This window comes from Polyangiaceae bacterium (assembly GCA_020633235.1).
Lineage (GTDB): Bacteria > Myxococcota_A > Polyangia > Polyangiales > Polyangiaceae > JACKEA01.
Genome location: JACKEA010000008.1, coordinates 435,152 through 448,191, shown reverse-complemented (window position 1 = coordinate 448,191; position 13,040 = coordinate 435,152). Strand labels below are relative to the sequence as shown.

General features: G+C 68.7%; 9 protein-coding genes and 1 pseudogene. 8 read left to right on the top strand and 2 right to left on the bottom strand.

The window, feature by feature from the left end; genetic code table 11:
• Positions 1–1,849 (top strand): right-handed parallel beta-helix repeat-containing protein (locus tag H6717_38080; protein ID MCB9582910.1); only part of this gene is annotated, 1,849 nt, incomplete at its 5' end.
• Between the two features lie 36 nt (positions 1,850–1,885).
• On the opposite strand, the gene H6717_38075 is transcribed toward H6717_38080, so the two are convergent.
• On the bottom strand, positions 1,886–3,019 hold the full coding sequence (locus H6717_38075) for a Nif3-like dinuclear metal center hexameric protein (GenBank protein MCB9582909.1): 1,134 nt from the start codon (positions 3,017–3,019) through the stop codon (positions 1,886–1,888).
• Between the two features lie 38 nt (positions 3,020–3,057).
• Between H6717_38075 and H6717_38070 the strand changes: the two genes are divergently transcribed.
• From H6717_38070 to H6717_38045, 6 genes and pseudogenes are all read left to right on the top strand, one after another.
• A complete protein-coding gene (locus H6717_38070) occupies positions 3,058–3,618 on the top strand; it encodes a DUF2760 domain-containing protein (protein ID MCB9582908.1) in 561 nt (186 codons plus the stop codon).
• Positions 3,615–5,369, top strand: a complete 1,755-nt coding sequence (locus tag H6717_38065; GenBank protein ID MCB9582907.1) for an Hsp70 family protein — start codon at positions 3,615–3,617, stop codon at positions 5,367–5,369. Before H6717_38070 ends, H6717_38065 begins: the two co-directional genes overlap by 4 nt.
• A 400-nt stretch (positions 5,370–5,769) precedes the next feature.
• Complete coding sequence (locus H6717_38060) at positions 5,770–6,762, top strand: aldo/keto reductase (GenBank protein ID MCB9582906.1); 993 nt, start codon at positions 5,770–5,772, stop codon at positions 6,760–6,762.
• A 236-nt stretch (positions 6,763–6,998) separates the two neighbouring features.
• A pseudogene (locus H6717_38055) lies at positions 6,999–7,199 on the top strand (hypothetical protein).
• 501 nt (positions 7,200–7,700) lie between these two features.
• Positions 7,701–10,430 carry a hsp70 family protein gene (locus H6717_38050; protein ID MCB9582905.1) on the top strand — a complete coding sequence of 910 codons (2,730 nt, stop codon included), beginning with the start codon at positions 7,701–7,703 and terminating at the stop codon, positions 10,428–10,430.
• A gap of 46 nt (positions 10,431–10,476) precedes the next feature.
• On the top strand, positions 10,477–11,196 hold the full coding sequence (locus H6717_38045) for a hypothetical protein (GenBank protein ID MCB9582904.1): 720 nt from the start codon (positions 10,477–10,479) through the stop codon (positions 11,194–11,196).
• An 18-nt stretch (positions 11,197–11,214) separates the two neighbouring features.
• On the opposite strand, the gene H6717_38040 is transcribed toward H6717_38045, so the two are convergent.
• Positions 11,215–12,003: a helix-turn-helix transcriptional regulator gene (locus H6717_38040; protein ID MCB9582903.1), complete on the bottom strand. Its 789-nt coding sequence runs from the start codon at positions 12,001–12,003 to the stop codon at positions 11,215–11,217.
• Positions 12,004–12,089: 86 nt separating this feature from the next.
• On the opposite strand from H6717_38040, the gene H6717_38035 reads away from it, so the two are divergent.
• Complete coding sequence (locus tag H6717_38035; GenBank protein MCB9582902.1) at positions 12,090–13,004, top strand: alpha/beta hydrolase; 915 nt, start codon at positions 12,090–12,092, stop codon at positions 13,002–13,004.
• The last annotated feature ends 36 nt before the right edge of the window (positions 13,005–13,040 follow it).

Below are 13,040 nucleotides of genomic sequence, written 5' to 3'. Positions count from 1 at the left end.
CAGCGGCGGTGCGACGGGCGGCAGCGGCGGACAGATCAACGCGCCGCCAATGTGTCAGGACGGGACCGAGAACGGCGACGAGACCGGCGTGGACTGCGGCGGCTCTTGCCCGAACCAGGACTGCTGCACGAACGGCTATGCCGACGTGGACGCTGGAGAGACCGGCGTGGACTGCGGCGGCGGGAGCTGCGGAGCGTGCAGCGGTGCGAAGACCTATTTCGTCGCGAGTGACGGTAACGACAGCGCCACGGGCACACTGCCGACGACGCCGTGGAAGACGATCGGGAAGGTGAACGGCGCGGCTCTGAAGCCGGGGGACCACGTGCTGTTCCGCCGCGGCGATACCTGGCGCGAAGAGCTTTCGATCACCTGGTCCGGCAGCGACGGCTCGCCCATCACCTTTGGCAGCTACGGCCAGGGAGCGAAGCCCCGTATCCTCGGCTCTGCCCAAGCAACGGACTTCACCGCCGTGAGCGGCGCGGCCAACGTGTGGCAATCCGGCAGCGTCGTGAACGAGCCCAACGTGGGCAAGGCCAGCAGCATCTTCTTCGGTGAGAAGAGCGGCGGCACCACCTGGGGGCGTGTGCAGCAGACGGACGCGGTGCCGACCTGCGGCTCGAGCTACTCCCAGCTCACACAGGAGTACGACTGGTGCTGGCAGAACGACCACGTGTACGTGTACGCCCCCGAAGATCCGGACGACCGCTACGCGTTCGTGGAGGTGCCGCAGCGGCGCGCGGCGGTGAGCATGGAGAGCAACCAGCCCCAGCAGTACGTCACGCTGGACGGCCTTCAGCTGATGTACACCACCATGTACGGCTACGACGACGGCTGGCCCATGGACTACGAGGTCCGCGGCCTCACCATCCAGAACTGCCACGTGGGCTACGTCGGCATCCAGGGTGGTAGCGCCGCCATGGGGCTACAGGTGTGGCACTCCGACATGCTGGTGCGGAACAACGAGATCCACGACAGCGGTCGTCGCAACATTTCCTACAACGTCTATCTCGACAATGGCCGTTCTCATCCGAACCTCACGTTCGAGAACGTCACCATCGAGAACAACGTGCTCTACCACGGCTTCCACACCACGGGACTGGACATCTCCTGCGAGCCGGGCTCCGCCGGCAGCACGCTGAACGACACGCTGAAGAACTTCACCATCCGGAACAACTTCATCTGGGACGACCCGGCGGACGACCCGCAAGCCGCGCCCAACGACTTCACCAGCATGGGCATCTACCTGTGGGGCGAAGCCGCGACGTTCACGGATTTTCGCGTCTACAACAACGTGGTGAAGCACATCAAACAGAAGCTCTTGATCTTGCACAACGTGCAGAACACCGCCGTCTTCAACAACACCTTCTACGGCATGAACGAGAAGGCCGGCCAGCTGGGCACCAGCTCCGGCTACCGCGGCATGGTGAACGTGTCCGGCTCGCCCACGAACCTGTCCTTCGACAACAACATCGTGTACGGCAACGTCGCCTCGAGTCAGTTTCATCTGCAGTGCGTCACCTTCTCGGGCAACTCCGAGAGCGGCATCAGCAGCATGAACCACAACCTGTACTACCAGGAGCACCCGGACCAGACGCTGGTGAGCGCGTCTCCCGGAAGTTGGGACATGACGGAGTGGAGCGCGTACCAGGGGAGCGGGCTCGGCTTCGATCAACAGAGCCCCGCGCCGGCGGACCCGGCCTTCGTCAACGCGCTGCAGAACGACTTCCACCTCACGGCGACGAGCCCGGCGGTGGACCAGGGCATGGACGTGACGGGACGCACAACGGACTTCTACGGCAACCCGATCTCGGGAACGCCGGACATCGGCGCCGTCGAGTATTCGCCGTAACGCGCCGGGGCTCGCGGCGGACCAACAATCAAACGATCACACGGTCTCGAAGGGATCTCGATCTCGGGACGAGAGGATCACTTTCAAGGCGCCTCCGGACGCTTCCACGATGCGCTGCGCGTAGAGCGGCAAGTAGCCGCGTTCCGTGTTGGTGTGCTCGCACAGGATCACGGTGTGCCCGGCGGCTACGCGGGCGCGCACGTCGTGGTGACGCATCTCGCCGGTGAGGTACAGGTCTGCCGGCGGCGCCTTCTCGAACAGCGAGCCACCGGCGCCGGCGCACACGGCGGCGGTGCGGAGCGGCAGGCCTTCGCGGTGGCGGCGACTGGCGGCCACGCGCACGTGAGCGAGACCCAGGCCGCGCTTCACGCGATCGACCAGCGCGGAGAGCGGCGCGGGCTCGTCCAAGGTGAGCAGACGGCCCATGCCGAAGCCGGGAGGCGCCGTGGGTTCGAGGGGATACGCCTCCCACGCCGGCTCTTCATAGGGGTGCACGCGGTGGATGACCTCCGCCACACGCGGTAGCGCCTTGCGATCGCAGACCATTTCCATGCGCAGCTCGTCCACGCTTTCCAGGTGACCACGCTGACCCACCTGCGGATTGGCCTGGTCGTTTCCCCAGAAGGTGCCACGGCCGAGCAGGTTGAAGCTGCAGTGGGAGTAGTTGCCGATGACGCCGGCGCCGGCTTCCTCACTGAGGGCATTTCGGAGCGCGTCGGCGCGATCCGCCGGCACGAACACCACGAGCTTGAGCTCTGCAGCCCCGACGGCGGAGCGCAGCAGCGGCTCTACGCGCCCACGACCCAAGACGGACGCCAGCCAGTCGTTCACGCCCCCCGGCGCGGCGTCCAGCGCGGTGTGCGGCGAATACACCGGGAGCTCCGCGCGAATCGCTTGCAGCACCACGCGCTCTTCCGGGTTTCGCTGACGCAGGCGCTTGAGCCCCGAGAAGATGGGCGGGTGATAGGCGATGATCAGCTCCGCGCGGCGCTCCACGGCTTCCCCCAGCACGTCGTCCGACAGCTCGATGGTGAGGAACGCACGCGACACGCCCAGCGTGCTGCTGGAGGTCGGGTCCACCAGCAAGCCGACGTTGTCCCAGGGCTCGGCGAAGCGGAGGGGTGCGATGCGATCCAAGAGCGTGAGGACGTCGGCGAGGCGTACGGCCATGGCGCGCTACCATAGCGCCGGAGCGCTCCGTTGGGGGGATGGGCAAGCGGGTCCTCGGACCGTATGCTCCCGCCGCCATGCCCTTCTTTTCGCGCATCGTGTTCGCCTTCGGCTGCTTCTTTCGGGTGCTCTTCGACGGCGCCTTCGCGGAGCGGGCCCACGCCGTGCGAGACGGCATGCCGGAGCTGCCACCACCGGTGGAGGAGAAGAAGAAGGCACCCGAGGTCACGCCCGCGTTGCAGCTGCTCTCGCTCCTGCAACGAGAAGGACGCTTGGTGGACTTCCTGCAGCAGGACGTGGCCGGCTTCTCCGATGCGGACATCGGAGCCGCAGCGCGGGTGGTGCACGAAGGCTGTCGCAAGGCCTTGGCCAAGCACGCGAAGATTGCCGCCATCCGCAGCGAGGACGAGGGCGACAAGGTAACTGTTCCGGAGGGGTACGATCCCGCGAGCGTGAAGCTGGTGGGCAACGTCTCCGGCTCGGGGCCGTTCACCGGCGTGCTGCGGCACAAGGGCTGGCGCTTGGAGAAGCTCGAGCTGCCGTCCCTGGTGGGTGACGGCAGCGCCGAGGTGCTGGCGCCGGCGGAGGTCGAGCTGTGAAGCAGGTCGTCGGTATCGATCTGGGAACCACGCACACGGCGGCGGCCACACTGGACGGTGAAGAGCCCGTCGTCTTGAAGGTGCCTCAGCTGGTGGCCCGCGGTCAGCTGGACGCGCGAGCGCTGTTGCCGTCGTTCTTGTACTTCGCTCACGAGAGCGAGGGCGCGCTGCCCTTGCCGTGGGACGAGCGGCGGCGGTTCGCCGTGGGAGAGCTGGCCCGCGAGCGCGCGCTGGAAGCTCCGGCGCGCGTGGTGTCGAGCGCGAAGAGCTGGCTGTGTCACGACGGCGTAGATCGCCGCGGCGCGATCCTCCCGCCGGGAGCGCCGGAGGACGTGGAGAAGATCTCGCCGGTGGAGGCGTCGTTCCGCTACCTCGACCACCTGGGCGAGGCGTGGCAGGCGGAGCACGGCGCGCCCCTCGGAGAGCAGGAAGTGATCCTCACCGTGCCTGCGTCCTTCGACGCGGCGGCGCGGGACCTCACGGTGGAAGCCGCTTACGCCGCGGGCCTCGACGACGTGGCGTTGCTCGAGGAGCCGCAGGCGGCGCTGTACGCTTGGATCGCGAGCGTTGGGGACGGATGGCGGCAGCACCTCTCCCCCGGGGACGTGGTGTTGGTGATCGACATCGGCGGCGGCACCACGGATTTTTCCGCGATCGCCGTGGAGGAGAGTGACGGCGTGCTGTCGCTACGCCGCATTGCCGTCGGAGATCACATCTTGCTCGGCGGCGACAACATGGATCTCACGCTCTCGCACGTGCTCGCCCAGAAGCTCGGCAAGCTGGACCGCTGGCAGATGGCAGCGCTTTCCCACGCCTGTCGCGGCGCGAAGGAGCGATTGCTCTCGGACGACAGCGTCCACACCGTGCCCATCGCGATCGCCGGCAAGGGCTCGAGCCTGCTCGGCTCCACCCTTTCCACGGAGCTCACCCGGGGCGAGGTGGAAACCGTGCTGGTAAAGGGCTTCTTCCCGGAGAGCGCGGTCACGGAGCTGCCGGCGAAGCGCGCTCGCGCGGGGCTCACGCAGCTGGGTCTGCCGTACGCGGCGGATCCCGCGATCACGAAGCACCTGGCGGCGTTCCTCACGCGGCAGGCGCGCGCGGTGGAGGGCGGCGGTGCGCTCTTGCGACCCACGGCGGTGCTGTTCAACGGCGGCGTGGTGAAGTCGAAGACGCTACGACAGCGGCTGCTCGGCGTGTTGAACGGGTGGCTCGCCGCCGACGGCGCGCCCGCCGCGCGAGTACTGCCGGGGGACGATCCGGAGCTCGCCGTGGCTCGCGGCGCCGCCTACTTCGGCATGGTGAAGAAGGGCCGCGGGCTCCGCATCCGCGGCGGTACCGCGCGCGCCTACTACGTCGGCATCGAGAGCCCGGCGCCCGCCATCCCTGGTTTCGAGCCGCCGGTGGTCGCGCTGTGCGTGGCGCCCTTCGGCATGGAAGAGGGCACCCATGCGGAGCTTCCGCCCCACGAGCTGGGGCTCATCGTGGGCGAGCCAGTGCGCTTCCGCTTCTTCGGCTCCAGCGTGCGACGCGACGACGCGGCGGGCGCGGAGCTCGACGACCCCTCCGAGCTCGACGAGCTGTCCCCCATCGAGGTGACGCTCCCCGCGGAAGGGCGAACCGAGGGCGACGTGGTGCCCGTGCGGCTCTCGGCACAGGTCACCGCCGTGGGCACGCTGTTGCTGGAAGCCGTGCCCTTCGAGCCACTGAACGCCGACGAGCGCTGGAAGATCGAGCTCAGCGTGCGGGGCTGATCCCTGTTGGTCCGGCGCGGAAACGGAGGTCTCAGTTCAACCTCGCGTTTTCCGCTCCTCGAGCACCCCGACGAAGCCCACTGGGATGAGCTCTTCGCTGCAGCCACGGCGACCTATCCGTTCGGCCCCGGCGACGGGTGTCACGCCGTCGCGGCCCTCGGCGGCCACGGGGCGCCCGGCTCGGGGTGCACCTCCGGGATAGGCTTCCTAGATTCTCTCGCCGGAGCGGCAAAGGTGCTCGAAGCGCTTCGTCGCGAGCTCACCAGCGACGACTCATTTCGCTTTCGCTGAGCTCTGGCATCGCGGCGCGCAAACGCGACGCCTCCCGCGAGCGCATCGGGGGAACGCGACGCCGTTCTGAAGCATTGACGCCCCGCGCTCTCAGTCGGAAAGCTGGGGCATGGAGTATCGCTTCTTGGGGCGCACCGGCGTGCGCGTCTCCAAGCTCGCCTTCGGCACCATGTCTTTCGGCGGGGACGCCGACGAGGCCACGAGCAAGGCGCTGTTCTGGCGCTGTAGGGACGCGGGCATCAACGTGTTCGACTGCGCCGACGTCTACGTGCACGGTCGTTCCGAAGAGATCCTCGGCCAGCTCGTTTCCGCCTGTCGCGACGAAGTCGTGCTCACCACCAAGGCGTACTTCCCCACCTCCGGGGACGTGAACGCTCGCGGTGCCACGCGCTATCACCTGGTGCGCGCCGTGGAAGCGAGCCTCAAGCGCTTGGGCACGGATCGCATCGACGTCTTCTTCCTGCATCGCTTCGACGACGTCACGCCGCTGGAAGACACCCTGCGCTCGGTGGAGCTCTTGGTGCAGCAGGGCAAGATCTTGTACCCGGCGGTGAGCAACTTCTCCGCGTGGCAAGCGGCCCGCGCCGTGGGCGTTGCCGAACGCCATGGCTTCGCGCCCATCGTGGCGATGCAGCCGATGTACAACCTGCTCAAGCGCCAGGCGGAGGTGGAGATCTTGCCACTGGCCCAGGCGGAAGGGCTGGGCGTGTTCAGCTACAGCCCGCTCGCGGGGGGACTGCTCAGCGGCAAGTACGGTGTGGCGGTGCGCCCGTCCGAGGGCCGCATCATCGACAACGCGATGTACCAGACACGCTACGGCGATGCGTCCAACTTCGAGATCGCCGAGCGCTTCCGCAGCATCGCCCAGCGCCACGGCCACCACCCGGCCAGCCTCGCCATCGCTTGGGTGGCCGCCAACCCCGCCATCACCGCACCGCTGCTGGGCGCTCGCAATCTCGACCAGCTCGAGCCCTGCCTCCGTGCGGCGGACATCGTGCTTTCCGAGGAGCTGATGCGGGAGATCTCGCGACTGTCGCCCACCCCGCCACCCGCCACGGATCGCAACGAAGAGACCAGCAGCCACAACTACGGCGCCCGCTGAGGACCCTCTTCCGCTCACCTTTCATTTTTATTGTTGGCTCGTCGCGGTGTCCTCGCGGCCCACGATGCCGTAATCTCCCGGCCGGAGGTTTTGGGATGCGGAAGCTTGGGCGCTTGGTGACGTTGACGGCAGTGTTCGCGGTGACGCCGATTCTGGCGATCGCTTGTGGTGGCAGCTCGGATTCCGGCGGCAGCGGTGGCTCGAGCGCCACCGGTGGCGCGGACTCGGGCCTGGGCGGCACGGCCGCGGGCGGCGGTGGCGGCATTGCCGCGGGCGGCAGCGGTGGAACGGCCGCAACCGGCGGCGCAGGAACCGGCGGTACCGGCGCGACCGGCGGCGGTGGCACCGGCGGCGTCGCGAATGAATGCTCGCCCGCACCTTCCGATCCCGGCGGTGCCGGCGGACAGGCGCAAGATGGCGGCGCCTCGGACGCGGGCACTCCCGACAGCGGTCCTGCCACGGAAGCCGGCGCGGGTTCCATCGCCTGTGGCAGCGCGACCTGCAACAGCCTCAGCATTCAGGGCGTGATCACGCTTCAGCCCTGCTGCGCAGTCACTGGCTGCGGCTTGGTGGTGGACTCCACGGTGTCCGGCTTCATCGGTGTCGACCCGGGCTGCTACGGCTTGGATCAGCCGGGTAGCGCGGACAGCACCTGTCCTCAGTTCTCCATCGCGAATCCGCTGGGCGGCGGCAACATCGACTTCCCCGGCTGCTGCCATCCCGACGGCACCTGCGGCTTCGCCATGGACCTGACCAGCTTCGGGCAGGGCGCGCCGAACCTCGGTTGCGTCCAGCAGACGTGCACCGGCGGCGCCGCGAAGACCTGCACGCCGTGACGTGACGATGCGGGCGCGTCAGTGTGACGCGCCCGCGCTCCGCGACGGGGCTCGCGCCGGACCGACATAATCCCGGAAAGCTCGGCTCGGGAGGCGTGTTAGATCCCCAGCGTGGCCCTCGTCGTCGGCATCGATCTGGGAACCACCCATACGGTGGTGGCCTCTGCGCCGCTGCGCGCGGGGGCCGAGGCGGAGGTCTTCGCGATCCCGCAGCTGGTGAGCAGCGGAGAGCTCGCGGCGCGACCGCTTTTGTCGTCCTTCTTGTTTGCCCCGGTGGCGGGGGAAGCCGCGGCGGATCCGTGGGGCGATGCGCCCTGGGTGATCGGCGAGCTCGCGCGCCGGCGCGGACAGGAAGTGCCGGGGCGGTTGGTGTCGAGCGCCAAGAGCTGGCTGTGTCACTCGCGGGTGGATCGCACGGCGGCGATCTTGCCTTGGGGCAGCGAGGACGAAGACCTGCCGCGGCTGTCTCCGGTGGAGGCGAGCGCGCGCATCCTCGCGCACGTGCGGAGCGCTTGGGATGCCGCCCATCCCGACGCGCCCCTCGCGGAGCAGCAGGTCGTGCTCACGGTGCCCGCGTCCTTCGACGAGGTCGCGCGGGAGCTCACGCTGCGAGCGGCGCGGGCGGCAGGGCTCACGGTGCGCCTGCTCGAAGAGCCGCAGGCGGCGTTCTACGATGCGCTGGCGCGACTGGGGACCGACGCCCTGACGCCACTGCTCGAGGAGCGGGACCACGCGCTGGCCCTGGTGGTGGACGTCGGGGGCGGCACCACGGACCTGACGTTGATCCGCATCGAGCGGAGCGACGGCGGCTTCGCTCTCACGCGCGTGGCGGTGGGTCGCCATCTGCTCTTGGGCGGCGACAACATGGACCTCGCGCTCGCCCACTTGGCGGAATCGCGCCTGGGCGACAAAAAGCTCGATCCCCAGCGCTTCGGCCAGCTGGTACTGGCGTGTCGCGGGGCCAAGGAGGCACTGCTCGGCGCTGCGCCCCCGCACGACGCACCGGTGACGGTGCTCGGCCACGGCTCCGCCCTGGTCGGCGGCACTTTGAGCACGCGCCTCACTCGCGCGGAAGTGGAGCGCGTCGTGCTCGACGGCTTCTTGCCGACGGTGGCACAGGGCGCCGCAGCGGGGCGCGGCCGCGCGGGCCTGGTCGCCTTCGGTCTGCCCTACGAGCACGATCCGGCGATCACGCGGCACATTGCGCAGTTCTTTCAGCGGCACGCAGAAGGCGAGAACGGTCCCCACGCGGTGCTGCTCAACGGCGGTCTGTTCCGCGCGGAACGCATCGCTCATCGCGTCACGAGCATGCTCGCGTCGTGGAGCAGCAGCGGCCTGACACGGCTGCCGGAGTCGGATCCGGATCTCGCCGTCGCCCGCGGCGCGGTGGCCTACGGCCTCGCCCTCGGCGGCCATGGCATCGTCATCGGTGGCGGCAGCGCGCACGGGTACTACCTGGGCATCGAGGGAGGCCGCGCGGTGTGCGTCGTTCCGCGTGGCGCGAAGGAAGGCGAGCGGCACGTCGCCTCGGGGCGGCGCCTCGCGCTGCGCATCGGTCGCCCGGTGCGCTTCGAGCTGTACGCCTCGGACGATGCCCGGGTGGACGCGGCCGGCGAGGTGGTGACCCTCGACGAAGAGCGACACCAACGCCTACCGCCGCTCGCCACCAGCTTCAGCGCGGAGCAGACCAGCGGCGCGGAAGTCACCGTGGCGCTGGAGGGCGAGCTGTCGCCGGTGGGCACGCTCGAGCTTTCCTGCGTGGAGCTCGATGCGAAGGAGCCGCGCCACTTCGCGCTGGCGTTCGAGCTCCGAGGGGACACTCCCAGCGAAGCTCCGGAAGACGTCGCCAAGAAGTCGCTGCGCCCTGGGCGCGTGAGCGTACGACCCGAGGGCCCACGCTTCGACGAAGCGCAGGAGCTCGTGCTCCGGGTGTTCGGCAAGAGCAAGAGCGACGTGAAGGAACGCGCCGTGAAGGATCTGTGGCGCGACCTGGAAAAGACGCTGGGCGAGCGCGGCTCTTGGAGCGGCGAGCTCGCGCGGGCCTTGTTCGACGTCCTGGGGCCGCTGCACGCCGCGCGGCGCCGGAGCGCGGATCACGAGCGCGTGTGGTGGATGCTCGCGGGCTACACCTCCCGGCCGGGCTACGGACACCCGCTGGACCCACAGCGCATCCGCACCCTGTCGCCCTTGTTCGAGCAGGGGCTCTCGTTTCCAAACGAGGCGCGCGGCTGGCAGCAGTTCTGGATCGCTTGGCGCCGCGTCGCGGGCGGCCTGGCCGAAGACCTCCAGGTGCGCATTCGCGATCGCATCGATCCGTTCCTGGCGCCGCCCGGAGAGGGCGGCAAGAAGCCGAAGGGCTTCAAGCCCCAGGCCCACGACGAGATGCTGGAGCTGTCCGCGGCGCTGGAGCAGGTGCCCGCACGGCGGCGCGCCCAGCTCGGCAATTGGCTCATCGAGCGGACCTGGAACGATCGCAACCCGCGGCTGTGGTCCGCCATCGGCCGCCTGGGTGCCCGCGTGCCCATCTACGGCAGCGCCCACAACGTGGTGCCCGCCAAGGAAGCCGAGCGGTGGGTCGACCACCTCCTGCGCGAGAAGTGGGACGAGGTGCGCGCGGCGCCCCGGGCGGCGCGGGACCTGGCCCGCGTGAGCGGGGATCGCGCGCGGGATCTCTCGGCCCCGGTGCGGGAGCGCGTGGCCGCGGAGCTCGAGCGCCAGGGCGCGGACCCCGAGTGGGTGCGCATGGTGCGGGAGCTGGTCGCCATCGCCGACAGCGATCGCGCGGAGTTCTTCGGGGACGAGCTACCCGTCGGGCTTCGTCTGGTGGAATGACGAAATCCATTTCGGCGGCTGGGCACGCAGCTTACCGTCCGCTGTCATGACCCGATCTGTCGCCCTCGTGCTGGTCTTCCTCGCGCTCATCGCCTGCAAACAAGGCTCCGCGGACACCGCGCCTTCCACAACGCCTCCGGCGCCCACGCCCAGCGCCACCGAGCCCGCGCCCGCACCCAGCGCCGCCACGCTGGACCCGGAGATCGAAAAGATCGCCAAGGAGATCGTGCCGCAGGGCATCCCGACGGAGCGCAGCAAGCCGCCCACCGTCGCGGAGTGGAACGCCGCTTCCGAGATCACCGTTCGGCACTCCGGTCCGCTTGGCTGCGAGACGAAGCGCGTGCGGGAGTGGCTGCGCGTCAGCTGCCGAACGTCGGGGAGCAGCGGACCGCAGATCCAAACCGTGAGCATCCGCGAGCCCACCAAGAAGGATCCGGAGTACTTCACCTACGAGAACAAGGGCGTGGCCTCCATCGTGCTGCCCTTGCGGCAAGGCATGAACGCCAAGATCGCGTTCACCTGGACTCAGCGGGGCAGCCGCATGCTCACCGCCACCTGGCCCAAGGGCGCGCCGGCTCCCGGCATCTACTTCGATCAATCGGCGAACGACGGAACCGCGGCCAAGGACGGCAAGCCCAAGTGCCGGGACGTGTGCGGCGGCGATCGCGGATTCCCGATGGCGTGCGAAACCTCCGGGCCGTGCCCGAAGAACTTCAAGTGCCTCGACAATCACATCTGCATCTGCACCATCCCGTGTGACGATTGATGTTGGCTCGCCGCGGAATCAGCCCTGACGCTGGCACTCGCGCTCCGTCGCTTCGTCCAGCGGGAAGTAGCTCTCGATACGGAGCTCGTCCAAGGTCACGTTCTGCGGCGCGCTGAACACCGTCAACGTCGTCAGAAAGCCCATGGCCAGGTCGCCGCGCCGGACGCGAAACGCCAGGGTTGCCTCGCTGGGCCGGGAAAAGTCCGGGTGGCGCAGGCTCTCCGGCACGTCCGGGTGACGAAACGCTGACTCCAACAGGGCGGACAAGTCCGCGTCCGCCGGGTTGGCCAAGGACTCGCGATGCAGGCGACCCAGCACGTCCCGCGCCACGTGCTCCCAGTCTTGGATGAAGGGTCGACACAGCCGCGGATCGAGCACCATGTCGAGCACGTTGACCGGGGGCGCCAGTGCAGCGGGTTCGGCCACGAAGCGCGCGAGCAGCTTCTCCGCGGCCCCGTTCAAGCGCAGCACCCGGTACAGCCGATTCATCACCACCATGGGATACGGCTCTTGCTGCGCGAGCATGCGCGAGAGGGCGCGCTCGATGGCGGGGGGCAGGCCCTCGGCTTCGGAGAACTCCTCGGCGAAACCCGCCGCCACGAGCATGGCGTTCTGCTCACGGAGAGGAACACCGAGGGTGGCGCCCAGGCGCAGGACCATTTCGCGGCTGGGCGACGCGCGCCCCGTCTCCAGGAAGCTCACGTGGCGCGAAGAGACGTCCGCGCTCAGCGCCAGATCGAGCTGACTCATTCCGCGTGAGGAGCGCCAGTGCTTGAGCAGAGCCGGGAACAATTTGGACTTGGTCACGCCGTCACCGTAACCCCAGCGCCGCGGGGTGTCGCTTACCCGGTCGGGTAATTGATGACCGAGCGGACGGGCTGCAGGTTGTCGTCATGAACGAAACACGCTTCATCGACGTCGGTCACAGCCAACTCGCCTATCGCCGCGTGGGGAGCGGCCCGGACGTGGTCTTCATCCACGGCTGGCCGCTGCACTCCGCCACGTTTCGCCACATCGTGCCGGAGCTCTCGGCGGACTTCACCTGCCACCTGTTCGATCTACCGGGCACCGGCGAGAGCACCTGGACCGAACCGCGGCGCATCTGCATGCGAGAGCACGCAAAGACGGTGCGCTCCGCCATCGACGCCATCGGCCTCGAACGCTACGCGATGATCGCCCACGACAGCGGCGGGCTGATCGCCCGGCTCGTCGCCGCCGGTGATCCCGACCGTGTCAGTGCGTTGGTGCTGGGCAACACCGAGGTTCCGGCCCACGTTCCCTGGCAGGTGAAGGTGTACGTGGCGCTGGCGAACGTGCCCCTTGGCAGCGCCGCGCTGCTGTCCATGTTGCGGATCGGCGCCGTGCGCCGTTCCGCGCTCGGCTTCGGCGGCTGCTTTCGCGATCCCCACTTCGTGGACGGCGAGTTCTTCGACTTGTTCGTGCGTCCGCTGCTCGAGTCCAAGCGTGTGGCACAGGGCCAGATGCTGCTCGCCAAGAACATCGAGCTCGACATGGCCGAGGCCATGCCGGCGTTGCACGCGAAGATCCCTGCACCCGTGCGTTTGATCTGGGGTCCGGAAGATCCCTTCTTTCCCATCGACAACGCACGGCAGATGTTGAAGCAGCTCGCGGGACCCGCGGACCTGGTCGAGATCGAAGGGGCCAAGCTGTTCGCCCACGAGGAGTTCCCCAAGCGCTTCGCGCAGGAGTGCCGACAGTTCCTCTGCGACAATTTGCCCAATCGCAGGAGCTGCACCGAAGCGGGAACACCCTCGCAAGCCTTGCGGGAATCCGACGCCGTCGAGTGAGGATTTCCCGGTACGATCATTGCTCCGCTCGGAGGC

Excerpts from the sequence above, each read along its gene's own strand:
- H6717_38070 (MCB9582908.1), top strand. The coding sequence starts at position 3,058 with ATGGGCAAGCGGGTCCTCGGACCGTATGCTCCCGCCGCCATGCCCTTC.
- H6717_38035 (MCB9582902.1), top strand. The coding sequence starts at position 12,090 with ATGAACGAAACACGCTTCATCGACGTCGGTCACAGCCAACTCGCCTAT.
- H6717_38045 (MCB9582904.1), top strand. The coding sequence starts at position 10,477 with ATGACCCGATCTGTCGCCCTCGTGCTGGTCTTCCTCGCGCTCATCGCC.
- H6717_38060 (MCB9582906.1), top strand. The coding sequence starts at position 5,770 with ATGGAGTATCGCTTCTTGGGGCGCACCGGCGTGCGCGTCTCCAAGCTC.
- H6717_38075 (MCB9582909.1), bottom strand. The coding sequence starts at position 3,019 with ATGGCCGTACGCCTCGCCGACGTCCTCACGCTCTTGGATCGCATCGCA.